This is a genomic window from Agromyces mediolanus, from assembly GCF_044917495.1.
In the GTDB taxonomy this organism is placed as follows: domain Bacteria; phylum Actinomycetota; class Actinomycetes; order Actinomycetales; family Microbacteriaceae; genus Agromyces; species Agromyces mediolanus_B.
In genome coordinates this window covers 79834-99242 of record NZ_JAVSSI010000007.1, presented here as the reverse complement: position 1 = coordinate 99242, position 19409 = coordinate 79834, and the positions used below count along the sequence as shown (strand labels likewise).

The 19409-nt window shown below is 72.5% G+C and carries 21 protein-coding genes; 12 read left to right on the top strand and 9 right to left on the bottom strand.

The genetic code is table 11. From position 1 onward, the window contains the following. Positions 1 to 8 precede the first annotated feature (8 nt). Positions 9 to 299, bottom strand: coding sequence for a DUF7882 family protein (locus tag ROT00_RS11690; protein ID WP_404775040.1), 291 nt, complete (start codon positions 297 to 299; stop codon positions 9 to 11). Positions 300 to 341: 42 nt separating this feature from the next. Between ROT00_RS11690 and ROT00_RS11685 the strand changes: the two genes are divergently transcribed. Continuing rightward, positions 342 to 608 (top strand): hypothetical protein, encoded by a 267-nt coding sequence (locus tag ROT00_RS11685; RefSeq protein ID WP_404775039.1) that lies wholly within the window; start codon positions 342 to 344, stop codon positions 606 to 608. Positions 609 to 653: 45 nt separating this feature from the next. Here ROT00_RS11685 and ROT00_RS11680 read toward each other — a convergent pair whose 3' ends face one another. Beyond that, a complete protein-coding gene (locus tag ROT00_RS11680) occupies positions 654 to 1433 on the bottom strand; it encodes an EAL domain-containing protein (protein WP_404775037.1) in 780 nt (259 codons plus the stop codon). A gap of 155 nt (positions 1434 to 1588) precedes the next feature. On the opposite strand from ROT00_RS11680, the gene ROT00_RS11675 reads away from it, so the two are divergent. Then, positions 1589 to 1912: a DUF7882 family protein gene (locus tag ROT00_RS11675; RefSeq protein ID WP_251203382.1), complete on the top strand. Its 324-nt coding sequence runs from the start codon at positions 1589 to 1591 to the stop codon at positions 1910 to 1912. Between the two features lie 12 nt (positions 1913 to 1924). Here ROT00_RS11675 and ROT00_RS11670 read toward each other — a convergent pair whose 3' ends face one another. Together ROT00_RS11670 and ROT00_RS11665 are read right to left on the bottom strand one after the other, a co-directional pair. Further along, positions 1925 to 2239 carry a DUF7882 family protein gene (locus ROT00_RS11670; protein WP_404775035.1) on the bottom strand — a complete coding sequence of 105 codons (315 nt, stop codon included), beginning with the start codon at positions 2237 to 2239 and terminating at the stop codon, positions 1925 to 1927. 25 nt (positions 2240 to 2264) lie between these two features. Next, on the bottom strand, positions 2265 to 3203 hold the full coding sequence (locus ROT00_RS11665) for an SDR family oxidoreductase (protein WP_404775033.1): 939 nt from the start codon (positions 3201 to 3203) through the stop codon (positions 2265 to 2267). Between the two features lie 107 nt (positions 3204 to 3310). Here ROT00_RS11665 and ROT00_RS11660 point away from each other — a divergent pair, with 107 nt between their 5' ends. Both ROT00_RS11660 and ROT00_RS11655 read left to right on the top strand, forming a co-directional pair. Next, complete coding sequence (locus tag ROT00_RS11660; protein ID WP_404775031.1) at positions 3311 to 4150, top strand: helix-turn-helix transcriptional regulator; 840 nt, start codon at positions 3311 to 3313, stop codon at positions 4148 to 4150. 104 nt (positions 4151 to 4254) lie between these two features. Beyond that, complete coding sequence (locus ROT00_RS11655) at positions 4255 to 4998, top strand: alpha/beta fold hydrolase (protein ID WP_404775029.1); 744 nt, start codon at positions 4255 to 4257, stop codon at positions 4996 to 4998. A 20-nt stretch (positions 4999 to 5018) separates the two neighbouring features. Here ROT00_RS11655 and soxR read toward each other — a convergent pair whose 3' ends face one another. Continuing rightward, positions 5019 to 5459 (bottom strand): redox-sensitive transcriptional activator SoxR, encoded by a 441-nt coding sequence (gene soxR / locus ROT00_RS11650; protein WP_404775027.1) that lies wholly within the window; start codon positions 5457 to 5459, stop codon positions 5019 to 5021. A gap of 105 nt (positions 5460 to 5564) precedes the next feature. Between soxR and ROT00_RS11645 the strand changes: the two genes are divergently transcribed. From ROT00_RS11645 to ROT00_RS11635, 3 genes are all read left to right on the top strand, one after another. Then, positions 5565 to 6980 (top strand): MFS transporter, encoded by a 1416-nt coding sequence (locus ROT00_RS11645; RefSeq protein WP_404775025.1) that lies wholly within the window; start codon positions 5565 to 5567, stop codon positions 6978 to 6980. A 140-nt stretch (positions 6981 to 7120) separates the two neighbouring features. Further along, positions 7121 to 7699 carry a cysteine hydrolase family protein gene (locus ROT00_RS11640; RefSeq protein ID WP_404775023.1) on the top strand — a complete coding sequence of 193 codons (579 nt, stop codon included), beginning with the start codon at positions 7121 to 7123 and terminating at the stop codon, positions 7697 to 7699. Further along, a complete protein-coding gene (locus ROT00_RS11635) occupies positions 7696 to 8616 on the top strand; it encodes a GlxA family transcriptional regulator (protein ID WP_404775022.1) in 921 nt (306 codons plus the stop codon). The genes ROT00_RS11640 and ROT00_RS11635 overlap by 4 nt, the downstream gene beginning before the upstream one ends. A 45-nt stretch (positions 8617 to 8661) precedes the next feature. On the opposite strand, the gene ROT00_RS11630 is transcribed toward ROT00_RS11635, so the two are convergent. The 4 genes from ROT00_RS11630 to ROT00_RS11615 all read right to left on the bottom strand — a co-directional run bounded on the left by ROT00_RS11630 (position 8662) and on the right by ROT00_RS11615 (position 12815). After that, positions 8662 to 9648 carry a LacI family DNA-binding transcriptional regulator gene (locus tag ROT00_RS11630; RefSeq protein ID WP_404775021.1) on the bottom strand — a complete coding sequence of 329 codons (987 nt, stop codon included), beginning with the start codon at positions 9646 to 9648 and terminating at the stop codon, positions 8662 to 8664. A gap of 100 nt (positions 9649 to 9748) precedes the next feature. Then, positions 9749 to 10573, bottom strand: a complete 825-nt coding sequence (locus ROT00_RS11625) for a carbohydrate ABC transporter permease (protein ID WP_404775019.1) — start codon at positions 10571 to 10573, stop codon at positions 9749 to 9751. Next, positions 10570 to 11505 (bottom strand): carbohydrate ABC transporter permease, encoded by a 936-nt coding sequence (locus ROT00_RS11620; protein ID WP_404775017.1) that lies wholly within the window; start codon positions 11503 to 11505, stop codon positions 10570 to 10572. Before ROT00_RS11620 ends, ROT00_RS11625 begins: the two co-directional genes overlap by 4 nt. Then, positions 11505 to 12815 carry an ABC transporter substrate-binding protein gene (locus ROT00_RS11615; protein WP_404775015.1) on the bottom strand — a complete coding sequence of 437 codons (1311 nt, stop codon included), beginning with the start codon at positions 12813 to 12815 and terminating at the stop codon, positions 11505 to 11507. The genes ROT00_RS11620 and ROT00_RS11615 overlap by 1 nt, the downstream gene beginning before the upstream one ends. A 234-nt stretch (positions 12816 to 13049) precedes the next feature. Between ROT00_RS11615 and ROT00_RS11610 the strand changes: the two genes are divergently transcribed. The 5 genes from ROT00_RS11610 to ROT00_RS11590 all read left to right on the top strand — a co-directional run bounded on the left by ROT00_RS11610 (position 13050) and on the right by ROT00_RS11590 (position 19403). Continuing rightward, a complete protein-coding gene (locus tag ROT00_RS11610) occupies positions 13050 to 13988 on the top strand; it encodes a nucleoside hydrolase (RefSeq protein WP_404775013.1) in 939 nt (312 codons plus the stop codon). After that, positions 13985 to 15232, top strand: coding sequence for an adenosylhomocysteinase (locus ROT00_RS11605; RefSeq protein ID WP_404775012.1), 1248 nt, complete (start codon positions 13985 to 13987; stop codon positions 15230 to 15232). Before ROT00_RS11610 ends, ROT00_RS11605 begins: the two co-directional genes overlap by 4 nt. Then, positions 15229 to 16443: an adenosylhomocysteinase gene (locus tag ROT00_RS11600; protein WP_404775010.1), complete on the top strand. Its 1215-nt coding sequence runs from the start codon at positions 15229 to 15231 to the stop codon at positions 16441 to 16443. The genes ROT00_RS11605 and ROT00_RS11600 overlap by 4 nt, the downstream gene beginning before the upstream one ends. After that, positions 16437 to 17762, top strand: coding sequence for an amidohydrolase family protein (locus ROT00_RS11595; RefSeq protein ID WP_404775009.1), 1326 nt, complete (start codon positions 16437 to 16439; stop codon positions 17760 to 17762). Before ROT00_RS11600 ends, ROT00_RS11595 begins: the two co-directional genes overlap by 7 nt. 222 nt (positions 17763 to 17984) lie before the next feature. Then, complete coding sequence (locus ROT00_RS11590) at positions 17985 to 19403, top strand: VaFE repeat-containing surface-anchored protein (protein WP_404775007.1); 1419 nt, start codon at positions 17985 to 17987, stop codon at positions 19401 to 19403. The last annotated feature ends 6 nt before the right edge of the window (positions 19404 to 19409 follow it).

The following is a 19409-nucleotide window of genomic DNA, read 5'->3' as shown; positions in this document are numbered from 1 at the left end:
CGTGCCGCTCAGGCGGATGGCTCCGGCGTGATCCGCATGCCGGCCGCGCCGTTCGCCGAGTCGATCAGCTCCTCCAGCCAGACCCGGTTGATCTCGCCGGGCGCGCCGTCGAACTCGAAGCGCAGGGTCGAGGACGGATTGATCCAGACCTGCTGGCGCGCCCCCGCGTCGCCGTCGACGGAGAGCGCGAAGGCCTCCTTGCGGCGGAGCTTCGCGAGCACGACGAACTCGACGTGCGCGAGGGTGCGATCGGGGATCGCGAAGGAGGCGGGCGGCGAGCCGTAGTGGAGATGTCCCATCGCTCCGATCCTAGGCGGAAGCGAGCGGGGTAGCCTGAACCGGTGACTCTTGTGCACCGACTGACCGTGGACGGCCGCGACTACTTCCTGCCCGACCCCGTGACCGAGCTGAAGCAGCAGGTCCTCGAGGCGATCCGGGCGGGCGGCGGGTACGTCAACATCCCGCCGCTGCGCGGGGGCCCCGGCATCGACATCCTCTTCTCGCCCGGCATGCCGGTGACGTGGTCGCAGATCGACGTCGGCGGCGACCTCTCGGAGCGCGACGAGGAGAAGGCCGGCGGCGGATCCGGCGACGAGATCGTCCTCTAGGGGTTCTCTCGGCGGCGCTCGGAGTCCTCGGCGGCGCTCGGAGACCTAGGCGGCGCTGAGCAGCCGTTCCGCCTCCGCGGGCGGCAGCGCGGGCGAGAAGTAGAAGCCCTGCCCGCGGTCGCAGCCCCATCGCCTGGCGCGTTCGAGATCGCGAGCGGTCTCGATGCCCTCCGCCACCACCACCGCGTGCCGCGCGTGGGCGACATCGACCGCCTCGATCGCGAGGGCGTCCGCGGCGGTGTCGTGGTTCCGCATGAGCGAGCGGTCGATCTTCACCTCGGTGAGCGGCATCCGCTTCAGCGCCTCGATCGAGGTGAAGCCCGCGCCGAAGTCGTCGACGGAGACGCCGACGCCGCCGTCGATGAGCGACTGCAGGGCCTCGACCTCCTCGCAGCTCTCGGTGAGCGCCGGGGTCTCGGTGATCTCGGCGGTCACGGTGCCCGCCGGGAGCCCGAGCTCGCGGACGAATCCCAGCACCGCCGCGGCGAAGTCGGCGCGGAGCTGGGTTGGCGAGACGTTCACGGCGAGGCCGATGCGTCGCCCGTGCCGGTGCCAGTCGGCGACACGGCGGCCGGCCTGGTCGAGCACGGTCCGGCTGACGTCGCCGATGAGGCCCGTGCGTTCGGCGACGGGGATGAATCGGTCCGGCATCACCAGACCGCGGGCCGGATGCAGCCAGCGGCACAGCGCCTCGACGACCACCGGCCGACCGGACGCGAGATCGTACTGCGGCTGGAAGTACGCGATCAGCTCGCCGCGGCCGACGGCGCGGCGCAGCTCCTCGGCCGATCCGTCGGCGGCGGGGGTCGATGCGCGGCGCTCCATCCCCCAAGAATCGCGATGTCAACCCCCTTGCGCAAGGATCGTTCGTTCTCAGCTTGAGGGTGTACCGTACCGCCCCGCCGCTTCAGCGCCCGCCTGATCGGGCCTCCTGCGGGCCGATGCCGACCGGCGGTCGTCCGCCGGGTATCCTTCCCCTGATGGGCACGCTCACCTACGACTCCAAGCTGGTCGTCTCGTTCGACGATCGGGTGCTCGCGCACCTGCAGGCGGCGATCTGGGCGAAGCTGCGCCGCGGCGAGCCCTTCGCCTTCACCTGGACGGAGTCGGCCTCCGCCAGCGGCTTCGGTCGCACCTCGGTCTGGCTCTCGCCGGCGATCCCGGTCGCGTTCGAGTACTTCGGCGGCCGCGCCCCGCGGCTGAACCCGGCCTGGGTGCAGGCGATGAACCGTTCGGCGAACTCCGCGGGCGGGCTCACGATCGTGCCCGAGCCGCTCGAGGCCGGGCGGGAACCCGCGGCCTGAGCGCCGAGGGCGCTACCCCGCCGCGGCGGGGTCGTCCGGCTCGGGAACCAGAGTGAGTCCGGCGGGCGAGTTCGCCGCACGCGTCAGCTCGCGCAGCCAGAGCGGGTTGAGGCGCGGCTCGCGCTGATCGAAGAACTCGAACACCACCGGGATGTCCGGACCGAGCCAGATCGAGTTCCGCCCGCTGCCCTGTTCGGCGGGCACCTCCCACGAGAACGCGAAGGACTCGCCGCGGCGCAGCTTCGCGAGGATGACGCTGCGGAGATGGGCGAGCGACCGGTCCTCGATCTCGATGGTCCGGATGAAGCGATAGCTCAGGATGCCCACCGCACCAGCATGCCATCCCCCGCGGTCACTCGACCGCGACCCCGACGAGCGCGGTCGACGCGGCCCACATGCGCGCCGCGTCGGTCTCGCTGCGGAGGCGGCGGTAGAGCTGCTGCCGTGCCGGCCGTCCGCCGAGATGGCCGGGACCGCTCGGCCCGAAGAACGAACCGCCGGCGTCCGGCTCGATGGCCGCGAGGAGGGCCGGCTCGCCGGCGCTCTCCGCGGTGCCGAAGAGGAGGCCGCGGCGCGACAGCGCCCCGATGACGCGGCGCGCGGTCGTCTCGCGCGGGCGGCCGAGTTCGGGGCGGGCGGCGAGCAATGACGTCGGTGCGACGCCCGGATGCGACAGCGCGCTCGTGATGCCCCAGCCGGCCGCGCGGCTGCGGCGGTCCAGCTCGAGCCCGAAGAGCCCGACCGCGATCTTCGATTGCCGGTAGGCGCCCATGGGGTCGTACCGGTGCTCCCAGTTCAGGTCGTCCCAGTTCACCGCGCCCTCGTTGGCGGCGACGCTCGTCTGCGACACCACCCGGGCCGAGCCCGCCCTGAGCAGCGGCAGCAGGCGCAGCACGAGCGCGACGTGGCCGAGGTGGTTCGTGCCGAACTGCAGCTCGAAGCCATCGGCCGTCGACTGCCGGGTCGGCGGCGTCATCACGCCGGCGTTGTCGATCAGGAGGTGGATGGGCTCGCCCCGGGCGAGCAGGGTGTCCGCGAGCGCGGCCACCGAGGCGAGCGAGGAGAGGTCGAGCTGCGCCAGTGAGACCAGGGCGTCGGGAGCGGCGGAGCGGATGCGGTCGACGGCCGCGGCACCCTTCTCGGCGTTCCGCACCGGGAGCAGCAGCTCCGCGCCCGCCCCGGCGAGGCGCGCGGCGATGCCCAGGCCGATGCCGTCGCTGCCGCCGGTGACGACCGCCCGGGTGCCGGTGAGATCGGGGAGCGGGAGCGGGTGGCGTGTTCTCGTGGACATGCCTCCACTCTCGGCGCACCGCCGCCGGGGATCCAGGGTCCGCCGATCCCTGGATACCGGGATGCCGATCGAGCAGACTGGCAGGACGCATCCGGGGAAGGAGTGGGATGACCGACCGTGCCGCGCTCGCCGAGTTCCTGCGGCTCCGCCGCGAGTCGTTGCAGCCCGAGGACGTCGGCCTGCCGAGGGGTGCCCGTCGACGCACCAGCGGTCTGCGCCGCGAAGAGGTCGCCGCGCTGAGCCACATGTCGGCCGACTACTACACGCGGATCGAGCAGCACCGGGGCCCGAGGCCATCCGAGCAGATGCTGGCCGCCCTCGCCCAGGGCCTGCACCTGACGCTCGACGAGCGCGATCACGTCTTCCGCCTCGCCGGACACCGGCCGCCCGCGCGGGGGACGGCGAGCGAGCACATCAGCCCAGGTCTGCTGCGCATCTTCGACCGCCTCCAGGACACCCCGGCGGAGATCGTCACGGAACTCGGTGAGTCGCTGCGCCAGACGCCGCTCGGGGCCGCCCTCACCGGGCCGGCGGACGAGTGGACCGGGCCGTACCGGAGCATCGGGTTCCGCTGGTTCGCCGAACCGTCGAGTCGAGACCGGTATGCGCCGGAGGATCACGACGCCCTCGGCCGGCTCTTCACCTCGGGGCTGCGGGAACTCACGGCGCTCCGAGGGCCGGACTCACGGGCCGCGCAGTACGCGGAGCTCCTGCTCGGGCGGAGTTCGGAGTTCCGTGAGCTCTGGGGCGAGAAGCAGGTGGGGCTGCGGCCGGCCGAGACCAAGCACTTCATCCACCCCGAGGTCGGCCCGATCGAGCTGGCCTGCCAACGGCTCCTCGATCCGGAGCAGTCGCACGCCCTCCTCGTGTACACGGCCGAGCCGGGAACGGAGAGCCAGGACAAGCTGCAGCTCCTCGCGGTGATCGGGGCGCCGGCGAACGCCTGAGCGCGCCGGCGGTCGCCCGGGCATGATCCGCCCGCCTCTGCTTCGATAGGACTGCCACCAGAGGCGTGCCGATCCCCGCTCGCCGCGACCCGAGAGGACGGCACATGACGATGCACGTACGAGAGTCGGGGCCGCCCGATGCGGCCCCCGTCCTGCTGCTCCACGGCGGCGGGGTCGGCGGCTGGATGTGGGACCGGGTCGTCGATCGCCTCCAGGGCGATCACCGTCTCCTCGTCCCGGATCTGCCCGGGCACGATCGCAGCGCCGCGGAGGACTACGTCTCGCACGACCGCACGGTCGAGGAGTTGCTGCAGCTCCTCCGCGACCGCGCTCACGGGCCAGTCGCGGTCGCCGGCTTCTCCCTCGGCGCGCAGCTCGCCGTCCTGCTCGCGGCGCGCGCGCCGGAACTCGTGGACCGGGTCGTGGTCCTGAGCGCGCAGGCCATCCCGACCCCCGCCCCGGGGCTCACCCTGGCGCTGCTCGGCGCGACCGCCGGGCTCGCGAAGCTGCAGTGGTTCGCGCGGCTGCAGGCCGCCGAGCTCTTCGTCCCCGCGGAGTCCTTCGATGACTACCTGCGCACCTCGCGCGGGATCTCCCGGCGCACGCTGCTCGCCGCGGTCGGCGAGAACATCCGCTTCACCGTTCCCGACGGCTGGTCCGCGTACCCCGGTGCGGCGCTCGTCATGGCGGGCGGACGGGAGCGCGGGGTGATGCGCGCATCCGCCGAGCGGCTCGCGGCGGCCGCGGGACGCGGTGCGCTCGAGATCGTCCCGGATGCCGGGCACGGCCTCCCGCTGCAGGATCCGGAACTCGTTGCGGACCGGCTGCGGGCGCGCCCGTCGGCGTAGCCCGCGAGGAGCGCCCGCGGTCAGATGCGCCGCGGCCCCGGGCCGTCGGCGCTCAGTGCGTCGTCGGGGTTCAGCAGCCGGCACGCCTTCAGTGACAGGCAGCCGCAGCCGATGCAGCCGGTGAGCTCGCGTTGCAGGTGCTCCAGCTGGGTGCGGCGCGCGTCGAGTTCGGCGCGCCAGATCTTCGCGAGCCGGCGCCAGTCCTGCTGCGAGGGCGCGTGGTCGAGCGGGAGGCCGGCGAACAGCTCCTGCACGTCGCTGAGTGGGATGCCGAGCCGCTTCGCGACCACGATCAGGGAGATGCGCCGGAGCATGTGGCGCGGGTAGCGGCGCTGGTTGCCGGTCGTGCGGGTCGAGGCGATCAGTCCGAGCTGCTCGTAGAAGTGCAGCGCGGAGGCGGGCACGCCGGTGCGTCGTGAGACCTCGCCGATCGCGAGCAGGTCCTCGGGTTCCAGTGACATGGCGCCTCCTTGACCTCAAGTTTACTCGAGGTATTAGCGTGGCCGACGGCGCCGTTCAGGCGCTCGGATGCCGAGGCATCCGACCCTCGAAGCGAAGGACGACGGATGACCGCGCTGGACCAGGACTCGGCCGCCACGGGGACGTGGCGGGAACTGCTCGGCGGTCGGTACGCGCCGATCGCCGCCGTGCTCGCCGGAGGCGTGCTGCTCGAGGCGAGCAACGTCTACCTGACCACCAGCCTGCTGCCGACGATCGTCGCCGAGATCGGCGGGGCGGAGTTCTACGCCTGGACGATGACGGTGTTCCTGCTCGCCTCGGTCGTCAGCTCCATGCTCGTGAGCCGCGTGCTCACCCGGCGCGGCGCCGTGCAGGCCTACCTGCTCGCCCTCGGACTCTTCGCCGCGGGCTCCCTCCTCTGCGCCGCGAGCCCGTCGATGCTCGTGCTCCTCCTCGGCCGCGCCGTGCAGGGGCTCGGCGGCGGCCTCCTCGCCGGGCTCGGCTACGCGCTCATCCAGCGCGCCCTCCCCGAACGGCTGTGGGCGCGGGCCGCCGCCCTCGTCTCGGCGATGTGGGGCGTCGGCAACATCGTCGGGCCCGTCGTCGGCGGCGGTTTCGCGCAGCTCGACGCCTGGCGCTGGGCCTTCGCGGTGCTCGCGATCGTGTCGGCCGTGATCGCGCTCGTCGTGCTCCGGTGGATGCCGCGCACCGCACGGGCCGCCTCGAGCGAGCGGCTGCCGTGGGCCTCGCTCCTGCTCCTCGCGGGAGCCGTCGGGGCGGTGGGCGTCGCCAGCATCCTGCCCGTTGGTGTCTGGACCGCGGTCGTGCTGCTCACCGGCATCGCGCTCGGCACGGGCTTCGTCGCGCACGAGCGGCGGACGGGCAACGGCATCCTGCCCCGCGTCACCTTCGCCCGCAGCTCCTCGCTGCGCTGGGTCTACCTCACGGTCGCGGTGCTCGCGTTCGGCATCGGCACCGAGGCGTTCATCCCCTTGTTCGGCCAGGAGATCGGCGGACTCATCCCCTTCACCGCCGGCCTGCTCGGCGCAGCCCTCTCGCTCGGCTGGTCGGTGACGCAGGTCGTCACCGCGAACGCCGTCACGGCGACCGCGCGTCGCGCGCTCATCCTGCTCGGCCCGCTCGTCCTCGCCGCCGGCCTCGCCGCGTACGGGCTGCTGCAGCACGACGCGCCCTCCCTCGCGGTGATCGTGCTCTGGTTCGTCACCCTCTTCGTCGCCGGCGCCGGTATCGGGCTCGGCTTCCCGCACCTCACCGTCGCCGCGCTCGGCAGCACGAGCGGCGAGGAGGAGGGGGCGAAGGCCGCCGCGGCCGTGAACACCGTCCTCCTCATCGCGAGTGCGTTCGCCGCGGCGCTCGCCGGCGTGCTCGTCAACCTGGCCGCCCCCGAGCTCGTGCGCTCCGCGCAGCTGCTCATGCTGGTCTTCGCCGCATTCGGCGTGCTCGGCATGCTGCCGGCCCGCGGCGCGGGCCGCGGCATCGGGCGCGGTGCGGCGGCCGAATGAGCACCCCTCGACCAGCTCGGGGAACCACCGACCGGTTCGCTGAGCGTGTCGAAGCGCCCGGTGCGCCAGTGACCGGATCGTACCGCGTCGTGGCCGAATCCGACCTCGTCGGATGGCCCGGCGGCGCGGAGGATGGTGGCATGACCGATCGCACCGACACCGCCCTCCTCGTCATCGACGTGCAGGAGTCCTTCCGCCAGCGCGCCGATGACTGGGCCGCGACGGCCAACCCGCTCGTCCTGTCCAACGTCGCACGACTCGTCGAACGGTCGCGCGAGGACGGTGACCTGATCGTGTGGGTGACCCACGCGGAACCCGGCACCGGCCACGTCTTCGACCCCGCGCTCGGCTTCGTGCGGGTGATGGAGGAGTTCGCGCCCGCCGCCGACGAGCCGCAGGTGACGAAGACCTCGATCAACGCGTTCACCACGACGAACCTGCACCAGCAGCTGATGCAGCGCGGCATCCGCCGACTGCTCGTCTGCGGCATCCGCACCGAGCAGTGCTGCGAGACGACGACGCGGGTCGCGAGCGACCTCGGCTACGAGGTCGCGTTCGTCCTCGACGCCACCACCACGTCGCCGATCCGCGCCGGCGACGGCTTCGGGGCGATCTCCGGCGAGGAGCTGATGGCGCGCAGCGCGTCGATCCTCGGCGGGCGGGGCTTCGCCGAGATCGTCACGACCGAGCAGCTCACGGGTGCGCCGATCCCGGCATGACCCGCGTCGTCTTCCTCCTCGCACCCGGCGTGCTCCTGCTCGACCTCGCCGGGCCGGCGCAGGTGTTCGCGACGGCCGCCGGGGCGGGCGCCGACTACCGGCTGGACTACGTCGCCGAGACCGCGAGGGTCGCCTCCGGGCACGGGCTGATCCTCGAGGCCGCCACCGCCTGGCCGACGCTCGAGCCGGAGGATCTCCTCGTCGTGCCCGGCTGGCGGGCCCCGCTCCAGCCCGGCAGCGGCGGCTTCGCCGACCCGACGCTGCACCGGATCCGCGCGCATCACGAGGGCGGCGGCACGGTGGTGAGCGTGTGCTCCGGTGCGTTCGCGCTCGGTCGCGCCGGGCTGCTCGAGGGTCGGCGCTGCACGACGCACCACGACATCCAGCACGAGCTGCAGCGCCGGAACCCCGGGGCGCGCGTCATCCACGACGTGCTGTACGTCGACGACGACCGGGTGCTGAGCTCGGCCGGCATCGCGAGCGGCATCGACCTCGCGCTCTTCGTGCTCGCGCAACGGCACGGGCCCGCCTTCGCAGCCGGGGTCGCCCGCGAGATGGTCGTCTACGCCCGGCGCAACGGCGACGCGGCGCAGCTCAGCGCCCTGCTGCGGCACCGGTCCCACGTCGACGAGCTGGTGCACCGGGTGCAGGATCTCATCGACCGCGCCTTCGATCAGCCGCTCCCGCTCGCCGAACTCGCCGAGGGAGTGCACGCGAGCCCGCGCACGGTGACGCGCGCCTTCGTCGCGGCCACAGGCCTCACGCCGCTGCGGTACCAGCAGCTGCTGCGCCGGGAGCGCGCCGAGTACCTGATGGCCCAGGGGCTCACGGCCGACGCGGCCGCGCGCGAGGTCGGCTTCGAGGACGCGCGGATGCTGCGCCGGCTCCGGGCCGCGGCGCCGGCGCCGGTGGCCTGAGCCGGCTGACGCTGCTCCTCCACCGCGCGAGCGTTCGCATCCGGCTCAGGCGGACGGCTCGTGGGTCCCGCAGGTCTCCCCGAGCGACAGGGTCACCTCGAGCACCGCGCGCTGCTCCGGCACCTCGCCGATCGCCGCCTCGACCGCGCGCACCGCGATCTCGTGGATCGGGACCACCATCGTCGTCAGCCGGGTGCTCCCGTGCACGGCCTCGGGGATGCCGTCGAAGCCGACGACCGCGAGCTCGCCCGGCAGCTGGACGTTCAGCACCCGCGCCGCCCGGACGAAGGCCAGCGCGATCTCGTCGGTCGTCGCGAACACCGCCCGCGGCCGCTCGGCCGAGCGCAGGATGTCGAGCGCGGCCGCCTCCGCGTCGACGCGCTCGAACGGGACCCGGTACACGCTGCCGCGGCCGCCCGGGTGCGCACGCACGGCGGCCTCCCACCCGGCCAGGCGGAGTCCGGCCGGGCCGTCGTCGTCCGGTCCCGTGGCGCACGCGATGCTCGGATAGCCGTGGGCGAAGAGGTGCTCGACCGCGTCACGCGCGCCGTCGAAGTCGGCGGCGACGATGGACGGCCACGACGTCGATCGCGGGGCCGAGTGCACGTACACCCGCGGGGGCCCGGCGTCGTCGGAGTCGGGTTCGCTCGTCGCGACCGTGATCAGCGCGCGCGGGTTCAAGTCGGCGAACGCCCGGGAGTAGCCGCGCTCGACGTCGCGGTCGTAGCCGGTGTTGCCGAGCAGGGTGAGGAGGCCGTTCGCGCGCGCCGCCCGCTCGACCTCGTGGGAGAGCTCGCCGAAGAACGCGTTCGACGCGTTCGGAACCAGCAGCCCGATCAGGTTGGACTCGCCGCGGACGAGCGCGCCGGCCAGATTGTTGCGGCGGTAGTTGAGCTGCGAGATCGCCTGCTCCACCTTCTCCCGCGTCTCCGGCGAGACCGGCCGCGGCCCATTGTTGACGACGTAGCTGACGACGGCGGTGGAGGTGCCCGCGAGTCGCGCCACATCGACGAGCGTCGGCCGTCGAGTCATGCGCTGCTCCCTCTGTCGTGCGGGCGAGCCCGGCGGACGCAGCTGCGCCCGTACCCGGCCGGCCCCGATGATATCGGCATCGGCTGGAGGTGTCGCGGACTCATTTCTCCGACCCTTCGGCGAAGCCCGCGGCGAGCGACTTCTGCGCGAACGCGAAGACGACGAGGACGGGGAGCAGCGAGACGAGCGCCGCTGCCGCCTGGCCCTGCAGGTTCACCTCTTCCCGCGTCGTGAGGGTGGTCGTCGCGAGGGTGAGCGGGTAGTTCGCCGGATCCCCCTGCAGCAGGGTGGCCGGCACGAGGAGATCGCCGAAGCACCACACGAACACGAGCGCGACGACCGAGGCGATGACCGGGCGGGCGAGCGGGACGCCGATGCTCCAGAAGGTCCGCAGGACGCCGGCGCCGTCCAGGGAGCAGGCCTCCAGGAGCTCCTCGTTCAGCACCTGCCGGTAGAAGGTGCTGAACAGGTAGATCGAGAACGGGATGGCCGAGATGCCGTAGACCGCGCCGGCGACCGCGACGTTGTCGGTGAGACCCGCCGTGGAGAGGGTGACGAACACCGGGATCAGCCAGGCGACGGCGGGAACCGCGTACCCGATCATCAGCAGGCCCCGGAGCATCCCGGCGATCCTGCCGTCGTGCAGCCGCAGCCAGAACGCGGCGGCGAGACCGCCGCCGGTCGCGATCACGCAGGCGATGGTCGCCATCACCAGGGTCGACACGAGCGCGCGCCCGAGGTCGGCAGTGGTCCACGCCTCGATCAGGTGGTCGAGGGTGAACGAGTGCGGGAGGCCGCCGGGGGCGCTCTTGAAATCCTGGGACTCCCGCGTCGCGGTCGAGACGAGCGACAGGAACGGGATGACGAAGGGCACGCAGATCGCGATCGCGATGGCGGTGCGAGCCCAGCTCGTACGCGTCTTCATCGGACGACTCCTTCCGCCGCGCGGCGGCCTCGGATCGCGCGCGGGAGCTGGACGAGCCCGACGAGCGCGGCGCTCGCGACGATCAGCAGGATCAGGACGACCGACTGCGCCGCCGCCTGCCCGAAGAACCCGAATCGCATGAAGGTCTGGTAGATCGAGAAGTCCATGGTCGCGCTCGCCAGGCCGGGTCCGCCCCCGGTGAGGACGTAGACCCAGCCGAACATGAAGAGGAACAGCGAGACGATCTGGAACATCGTCCAAAACGAGATCGTGGGCCGCACGCTGGGGATCGCGATGTGCCAGAACTCGCCCCAGAACCCCACCCCGTCGAGGCGGGCCGCCTCGAACTGGGAGCTGGGCACCGCCGAGAACGCGGCGGAGAAGATCAGGACCCCGGTGCCGAACCCGGCCCACAGCACCAGCAGCACGATGACGGGCTTCACGATCGCGGAGTCCGTCAGCCAGCCGACGGGTGCGCCGCCGAGGCCGACGATGACGGCGTTGAGCGGACCGTCGGTCGCGAAGAGCGTGCGGAACACGAGCCCCACGATCGCGGGCGACATCACCGCCGGCAGGAAGTACACCGAGCGGAAGAAGCCGGACGCCGGCACCTTCTCGCGGAGAGCGAAGCCGACGACGAGCGGGGCGAAGACGAACACCGGCACTCCGAGCAGGTAGAACAGCTGGTTGCCGACGACCTGCCAGAAGTCCGCGCTCGTGAACAGGACCGCGTAGTTCTCCACGCCGATGAAGGCGGAGTCGAACCCGGGCTGCCAGTCGAAGAACGACTGCACGAACACGTACACCATGGGGAGGAAGAAGACGGCGGTCTCGAGCAGGATCGCCGGCAGTAGCAGGACCAGGAACGCCGTCTTCGACTCGGCGGTCGAACGCGTGCGCGTTCGCGCGGCCGCCGGTGTTCGCACCGCCACTAGCCCGCCCTCGACGCGGTCGCGGCCTTCGCGAGCAGCTCCTCGGTGCTGAGGTCGCCGGCCATCAGCGGGACCGCGTTGCGCTCGAGCGAGGCGAGCACCGGCACGGGGAACGCGGCGAAGCCCGTGTGGTTCTCCGGCATCTGGATGAGATCGATGAACTGCTGCTGGGTCGGGGTGCTGGCGGGCTCGGCGAAGCCCTCGACGTTCGGCACGACCCGGGTCTGTTCCCACAGCACCATCTGGGCCTCCTCGCTCGCGAGGAAGTCCACGAACGCGACCGCCGCCTCCGGCGACTTCGTCCAGCGGGTCACGCCCCAGCCGGCCTCGGGGCCCGCGTCGATGAGCTGCTCGTAGTGCGAACCGGGCAGCTGCGGGAAGGCGTGCACCGACACCGCCGGCAGCACGCCCTCGGCGCGAACCACCTGGTCGCTCGTCGAGCCGATGCCGAACGCGGCGGCGCCCGTGTCGAACTGGTCGAAGCTGTCGGTGTACATGGTGCGGCCGAGCGAGGCGTCGCCGCCGAAGCATCCGGCGTCCCGCATCTCGAGGGTCGCGTCGACCGCCTCGGCGAAGAGCGGATCGTCGATCTGCATCGTCCCGTCGATCCAGGCGCTCAGCTGGGTCTCGTCCATCAGCTGGGCCGTGAACATGTAGAGGTAGGTCTCGAGGAGGATGCCGTCCTTCCAGCCGGTCGCGATCGGCTGGACGCCCGCGTCCGCGAGCGTGGTGCAGGTGTCGAGGAGCGCGTCCCAGGAGGAGAGGGCCTCCGCCGGGTCCACGCCGTTCGCCGCGAGGAGCTCGTCGTTGGCCATCATCGTGTACCCGTACGTGCCGACGGGCGCCACGTACAGGTTGCCGTCCTTCGAGTACGTCTCCGGGACGAAGCGGAGCGCGTCGAGCACCTCCGGGTCGAGCGCGTCCTGCAGCGGGAACAGCGCGTTCTTGAAGCTGAACGCCTGGGCCGCGCCGTACATCGTCACCACGTCGGGGCCTTTGCGTGCCACGCTGGCGTTGCGGAGCTGGTCGAAGTAGGTCGGGTAGGGCTGGTCCACGAGGTCGACGGTGACCTGGGGATAGCGCTCCTCGAAGCGGTCGATGAGCTCGGCGTAGGCCTCCGCGCCGCCGTCGTAGTTCGAGGGGAGGAAGGACCAGACGGTGAGGGTGGTCTCGTTGTCGGGGACGGCGCCGCCCGTCAGCGCGCTCGACTCGGCGGACGAGGCGCAGCCGATGAGGGCGCCGGCGATCGCCGCGCTGGTGAGCGTCGCGATGACTCGTCGCGATACGGCGCCGCGTGTACTCGAATGCATGGGGAGATCTCCTCTCTCGACGACGACGGCCTTCGGGGGAGTTCGTGCACGTCGTCGTACCAGCAGCTCTGGCGTTGGTCGCCAAATCTAAACGTTTAGTGAGATGAGGTCAAGCCTTGTTCCTTGAATTTCCGGCGGATTTGATTTCGTTGACATCGCAAGCTCTAAACGTTTAGAGTCGGGCAATCGAAATCAGGAGGAAAGATGCCACTGGAGCGCGCAGGGGTCAAGTTGGTGATCGACACCGATACTGCGGCCGATGATGCGATCGCGATCATGCTCGCCGCGTTCGACCGGGATGCCGAGATCGTGGCCGTCACGACCGTCGCGGGGAACGTCCCCGTCGAGGTCGCCACACGGAACGCACGCTGGGTGCTGGAGCGGAGCGGACTCGGCGACGTGCCGGTGCATCCCGGGGCGGCGTCGCCGATGGTGCGACCCCTCACGACCGGGCAGGACGTGCACGGCGAGTCGGGGATGGGCAGCGCGGAACCGCCGCGCCAGCCCGCACCCCGGTCGGAGCCCTCCGCGGCCGCGGAGCTCGTGCGACTGGCCCGCGCCCACGAAGGCGAGCTGACGCTCGTCACCCTCGGGCCGCTCACGAACATCGCGACCGCGGTGCTCCTCGATCCGGCCTTCCTGACCCGCTTCGACCGCGTCGTCAGCATGGCCGGGGCGGCCGACGGCCACGGCAACATCTCGGATGTCGCCGAGTACAACATGTGGGCGGACCCGGAAGCCGCGCACATCGTGCTCTCCGCGGACGGGGAGGTCGAGCTCGTCGGCTGGGACGCCTCGCGCCAGGCCGCCGTGATCGGCTCCGAGGAATGCCGTGCGATCGAGGCGCTGGGCACCGAGACCGGCGCGTTCGTGCTGGCCCTCGTGTCGGAGCTCGACCGGTACTGCCGCGAGGTCCAGGGGCTCGGCGGGTTCGATCTGCCCGACCCGCTCGCGATGACCGTCGCGCTCGACCCCGCGATCGTGACCGGCGCCGAGGCGCGCCCGGTCCGGGTCGGCCTGGCGGACGAGTCGCGCGGGCAGCTGATGATCGACCGGCGCACCGCACGCGAGGCCCCTCGCGTGCGACTGCTGCGCGAGATGTCCAGGGATCGCTTCCTGGCGATGCTCTACGAGATGTGCACCGAGACCGCTTTGGTAGGAGGACGACGATGACGGGGCAGGCTGTGGACGAGGCGATCGCCGAGGGACGACGGAAGATCGAGTGGGTGCGCCGCAACTCGCCCGTCCTCGACGGGTACGTCCGCGAGACGCTCGCCGACGGCGCCCTCCGCGGGCGGAGGGTCGCGGTCGTCGTGCACCTCGAGGCGAAGACCGCCTTCCTGGCGAAGATCCTCGCCGAGGCCGGCGCCGAGGTCGTGGTCGGGGGCAGCAACCCATTCACCACCCGCAACGACGTCGTCGAGGCGCTCCGGGCGGACGGGCTCACCGTGATCGGCCGCGAGGGCGGCGGGTATCCGGAGTGGGAGGAGGACCTGCTCGCGCTCGCCGACACCGAGCCCGAGATCGTCATCGACGACGGGGCCGAGCTCACCGTCCGGATGGCGAAGCATCGTCCCGACGCGTTCCGGCGGCTCGCGGGCGTGACCGAGGAGACGACGACCGGCACGCACCGGCTCGAGCGGATGGCGAGCGCCGGCATGCTGCCGTTCCCCGCGCTCACCGCCAACAACGCCCGGTGCAAGCACCTGTTCGACAACCGGTACGGCACCGGCCAGACCACCGTGCAGGCGCTGCTCGCGCTGACCAACATGCAGATCGCCGGGATGCGCATCGTCGTGGTCGGCTACGGCTGGGTCGGTCGCGGCATCGCGACGTACGCGAAGGCGCTCGGCGCACGCGTCGGCGTGCTCGAGGTCGATCCCGTCCGAGCGCTCGAGGCGATGATGGACGGTCACGCCGTCGGCAGCGCCGCGGACCTCCTGCCCGGGGCCGCCGCGGTCATCACCGCGACCGGTGGGATCCGAGCGGTCGGACTCCCGGAGTTCGACCTGCTGTCCGACGGGGCGATCCTCGCGAACGCCGGCCATCACGACCTCGAGATCGACGTGCCGGCGCTCGAGTCGGCGGCGACGTCGTCCCGCCAGGCGCGCCCGCAGATCCGCGCCTTCGACCTGTCCGGTCGCGTCGTGAACGTCCTGAGCGAGGGCGCCCTGGTCAACATCGCGGGCGGCAGCGGCCACCCCATCGAGATCATGGACCTCACGTTCGCGGTCCAGGGCCTCGGCGCCCACCACCTCGCGGGCACCGAGCTGCCGGTGGGGGTCAACGTGCTCCCGAAGCACCTCGATGACGCCATCGCCGCCGCGCGGCTCCGCGCCGGCGGCATCACTCTCGACGAACCCGACCAGCGACACGTCGACGACGTGCTCGCGGGCCTGAGCGAAGGACTGGAATGACGATGTTCGAGGACGACGGAGACCTCAAGCTCGATTGGGCGGCGGCCCGGATGCCGGTGCTGGCGTCGGTGTCCGCGGAGATCGCGGCCGCGGGCGGCGTGGCGGGCAAGCGGATCGGGATCTGCCTGACGCTCGAGCCGAAGACGGCGAACCTCGCGCTCGCGCTCGCCCGCGCCGGCGCCGATGTCGCGGTGCACTGCCCCCCGAGCGGCACGAGCGACGACGTCGCGGCGGCGCTCGCGCGGCGGGGCGTCGACGTATACGCCTCCGCCACCGCGTCCCCGGCCGAGAACGACGCGCTGGCGGACGCGTTCCTCAGCAGCGGCCTCGAAGTGCTCATCGACGACGGCGCGACGATGATCCGTCGCCTGCACAGCCACCACGCGGAGCTGCTCGGCACGCTCCTGGGCGCTGCGGAGGAGACGACGAGCGGCGTCCGGCCGCTCCGCGCGATGGCCGAGGACGGCGAGCTCCGGATCCCCGTCCTCGCCGTGAACGACGCCCGCTCGAAGTACCTCTTCGACAACCTCTACGGCACCGGGCAGTCGTGCGTGATGACGTTCCTCGACCTGACGAACCTGCAGCTCGCGGGCCGGACATGCCTCGTCGTCGGCTACGGCTGGGTGGGACGCGGGGTCGCGCGGCACGCCGCGGCGATGGGGGCGCGCATCGTCGTCTCCGAGATCGACCCGATCAAGGCGCTCCAGGCCGCCTACGACGGGCACGAGGTCGCTCCGATCTCCGTCGCGGGTCGGGACGCCGACGTGGTGTTCACCGCCACCGGGCTCCGCGACACGATCACCCCAGAGCACCTCGCGTTCCTCCGCGACGGCGTCTTCCTGGCCGTCGCGGGCGGGGAGGAGGAGGAGATCCCGATGGCCCGGCTCCGTGCCTCCGGCTCCCGGACGCCGGTGCGGCCGGGCGTCGACGAGTATCTCGTCGACGGGCGCACGGTCTCCGTGATCGCCGACGGGGAGTGCATGAACGTCTCGGCCGCCGAGGGCAACCCCATCGAGGTCATGGACCTCTCGCTGTCGCTGCAGGCGATCGCCGCCGCGCGCATCTCGACCGGCGCCATCCCGACCGCCGCCGGCGTCCATCGGATGGACGACGACGCGGAGGAGGAGGTGGCGCGGCTGCGGCTCGCGGCGGACGGCGGCGCGCTCGAGCCGCTCACCGAGACCATCCGGCAGGCGATGCGCGCATGGTAGCCGACTACGTCGTCCGGCCCGACGCGCTGCTCTCGCCTCAGCTCCGGGAGACGCCGGCCCAGCCGGCCGTCGCGGTCCGCGGCGGGCGGTTCGCCTGGGTCGGACCGGCCGCCGAGCTGCCCGCGGAGTACGCCGATGCGCCGCAGCACCGGGTGCCCGGAGTGATGACCCCGGGCCTGGTCAACGCCCACACGCATCTCCAGTACACGGGCTTCGCGGAGGTGGCCGGTACGGCGTACGCGGGGTTCGAGGACTGGTCCGAGGCGTTCGAGGCGCGCTACGAGCTCGTCGCGGATCCGTCGGAGTGGCGCGCGGCTGCGCTGGCCGGGGCCAGGCTCGGCGTGGCGGCGGGCACGACCGCGTTCTCCGACATCGTCACCGACGACTCGGCGCGCGGGGCCGTGGCGAGCGTCGGCGCCGACGGGATCGAGTTCCTCGAGGTCATCGCGGAGCTCGAGTCGTCGTGGCACGCGGGCGGACGCGACCGTTTCCTGGAACGGGTCGCGGCAGCCGCCCCGGCGGTCGAGGTGGGCGTCTCCCCGCACGCGCCGTACAGCGTCGATCCGGAGGTCACCCGCGAGCTCTGCCGGTTCGCGCGGGACGCGGGGCTCCGCATCCACAGCCACGTCGCCGAGTCGGCACTGGAGCGAGCGCTCTACGTCGACGGCAAGCCGGGCGTGCTCGCGATCTACGGGGCGATGCGCGCGGAGTTCGCGCTCGTGCGGTCGGGCGGTGCGGGATGCGGCACCGGCGCGTTCTCGGACTCGATCGAGCTGCTCGGCTCCTCGACGCACGTCGCGCACGGGATCTACTTCGACCAGGAGGAGCGTGCGCTCCTCCGGCGCCGGGAGACGTCGGTCGCGCTGTGCCCGAGATCGAACGCCGTGATCGGTCTCGACGAGGCGCCGATCGCCGCGTACCTCCGGGAGGGGAACCGTCTGGCCATCGGCACGGACTCGCTCGCGTCGAGCCCGTCGCTGGATGTCCTCGCCGACGCCGCCGCCGCGGTGCGGATCGCGCGGCGGCAGGGTTACCGCGATCCCGACCTGCTCGTGCGGGTCTTCGAGGCGGCCACCCTGGGCGGGGCCGTCGCGCTCGGGCACGGCGGCCGGGACGGCTACGGCGCCATCGCCGTCGGACGGGCGGCGAACTTCGCCGTCTTCCGCGCGGAACCGGGCATCGCGCCGCTCGAGCAGCTCCTGGAAGAGGACCAGCACGACTGCGCGCTGACCGTGATCCGCGGCGAGCCGGTGCACGCGGACGAGGGCTTCGGGGAGCTGTTCGGACCGACGGTGCGGGAGCGGCGTCCCGCCCGGTAGGCGGGGTGATCGGGGACGGATGCCCCGTCTCCGGGGGGATGTTCGCGTGTTCGCGAGCGCCGCCCTGGAGCCGGTCGATAGCGTGTGTCCCGGCGGGGGAGCATGCGGCGCCGGTGCGGTGCCGCGCCCCGCGGTTCGACGGATCAGCACGGCTCGGGGGGAATGTTGCGCGCACGGTCGAAGAACTCGTCTCGGATCGCTCGGATCGCCGCTCTGGCGGCGGTGACGCTCGCCGGTGCGATCGTCTCGCCCCTGGCGGCATCCGCGGCGGTGTACGACGGCGACACCGTCTACATCGGGGGCAAGCAGGGCTACGGCGGCACCGGCGCCTTCACGATCTACGAGGAGACCCCGGCGGACCCGGGCGCACCCGGCGAGCCCGACCTCTGGGCGTACTGCATCGAGCACGACATCCCGGCGCTCACCCGCGTGCACGGCACGGTCGGCGAGCTCGGCTCCTTCCTCGGCGAGAACCTGTTCACCGACCCGGTGGTGCAGGGCAAGGTGCTGTGGGTGCTCGCGCACAGCTATCCCGCGGTGTCGCTCGAGGAGCTCGGCGCGGCCGCGGGCGCTCCCGGCATCGCGCTCAACGATGCCGTCGAGGCCACCCAGTACGCGATCTGGCGCTACACCGACGTCGGGTACGACACCAACTGGCCGTGGGAGAACGCCGACTCGGAGGCTGCGTACCACTACCTCGCCGACGGCGCCGAGGCGAACGCGGGCCTCGACCCGGCCGAGCTCGCCACGGCCGTCTCGATCTCCTCGCCCGGCGGGGCGCAGGAGGCCGGATCGCTCATCGGCCCGTTCGTCGTCTCGACGAACCGGGCGACGGTGCGGGTGACGGTCGACCCGGCGACGGTCGTGACCGACGCGGGCGGAGTCCCGGTCGACGTGAACGCCGTCGTGGACGGGCAGGCGCTGTACCTCGATGCGCGCGGCGCGACGACCGCGGGGAGGGCGACGATCACGGCGACCGCCGCGGGGTCCTCCGCGAACGGGCACGTCATCTCGGTGCCGACCACGCCCGGGGCGACGCCGACCGCGGCAGACCATGCCCAGTCGATCATCCTCGTCGCACCCGCCGGTGCGACGACGACGGCGGACGCGCTCGCCGAGTGGGCGGGACCCGCACCGGCCCCGGCGATCGGCACCACGCTGGTCGATGCCGCCGACGGCGACCAGGTGCTCCCGGCCGGCGGAGGCCGGCTCGTCGACACAGTCGAGTACGAGCACCTGATCCCGGGGGTGCCGTACACCCTCGAGGGGGAGCTGATGCGCAAGTCGGACGGCAGCGCGACGGGCCTCGTCGGCAGCGCGAGCTTCACGCCCACCGCCCCGAACGGCAGCGTCGAGGTGGCCTTCACCGTGCCGGCGGGCTACGCGGGACAGCAGCTCGTCGCCTTCGAGACCCTGTTCCAGGCCGAGGTGTCCGCGCCGGTCGCCGTGCACCACGACCTCGACGCGGTCTCGCAGACGGTGACCGTCGAGGCGGCGAAGCCGAGCACGGTCACCCCGCCGTCGCGCGGCGGCCAGCAGCTCGCCGAGACCGGTGCGGCTCCGGCCGGCGCCCTGATCGCCGCGCTCGCGATGGCCGCTGCGGGAGCGGGCCTGCTGCTCGTCCGCCGCCGGAGGGCATAGCTCCGC

Bases quoted from the DNA above. Each gene is read 5' to 3' on its own strand.
- ROT00_RS11690 (WP_404775040.1), bottom strand. From the start codon at position 299: ATGGGACATCTCCACTACGGCTCGCCGCCCGCCTCCTTCGCGATCCCC.
- ROT00_RS11680 (WP_404775037.1), bottom strand. From the start codon at position 1,433: ATGGAGCGCCGCGCATCGACCCCCGCCGCCGACGGATCGGCCGAGGAG.
- ROT00_RS11675 (WP_251203382.1), top strand. From the start codon at position 1,589: ATGGGCACGCTCACCTACGACTCCAAGCTGGTCGTCTCGTTCGACGAT.
- ROT00_RS11665 (WP_404775033.1), bottom strand. From the start codon at position 3,203: ATGTCCACGAGAACACGCCACCCGCTCCCGCTCCCCGATCTCACCGGC.
- ROT00_RS11660 (WP_404775031.1), top strand. From the start codon at position 3,311: ATGACCGACCGTGCCGCGCTCGCCGAGTTCCTGCGGCTCCGCCGCGAG.
- ROT00_RS11655 (WP_404775029.1), top strand. From the start codon at position 4,255: ATGACGATGCACGTACGAGAGTCGGGGCCGCCCGATGCGGCCCCCGTC.
- soxR (WP_404775027.1), bottom strand. From the start codon at position 5,459: ATGTCACTGGAACCCGAGGACCTGCTCGCGATCGGCGAGGTCTCACGA.
- ROT00_RS11645 (WP_404775025.1), top strand. From the start codon at position 5,565: ATGACCGCGCTGGACCAGGACTCGGCCGCCACGGGGACGTGGCGGGAA.
- ROT00_RS11640 (WP_404775023.1), top strand. From the start codon at position 7,121: ATGACCGATCGCACCGACACCGCCCTCCTCGTCATCGACGTGCAGGAG.
- ROT00_RS11635 (WP_404775022.1), top strand. From the start codon at position 7,696: ATGACCCGCGTCGTCTTCCTCCTCGCACCCGGCGTGCTCCTGCTCGAC.
- ROT00_RS11630 (WP_404775021.1), bottom strand. From the start codon at position 9,648: ATGACTCGACGGCCGACGCTCGTCGATGTGGCGCGACTCGCGGGCACC.
- ROT00_RS11625 (WP_404775019.1), bottom strand. From the start codon at position 10,573: ATGAAGACGCGTACGAGCTGGGCTCGCACCGCCATCGCGATCGCGATC.
- ROT00_RS11615 (WP_404775015.1), bottom strand. From the start codon at position 12,815: ATGCATTCGAGTACACGCGGCGCCGTATCGCGACGAGTCATCGCGACG.
- ROT00_RS11605 (WP_404775012.1), top strand. From the start codon at position 13,985: ATGACGGGGCAGGCTGTGGACGAGGCGATCGCCGAGGGACGACGGAAG.
- ROT00_RS11600 (WP_404775010.1), top strand. From the start codon at position 15,229: ATGACGATGTTCGAGGACGACGGAGACCTCAAGCTCGATTGGGCGGCG.
- ROT00_RS11595 (WP_404775009.1), top strand. From the start codon at position 16,437: ATGGTAGCCGACTACGTCGTCCGGCCCGACGCGCTGCTCTCGCCTCAG.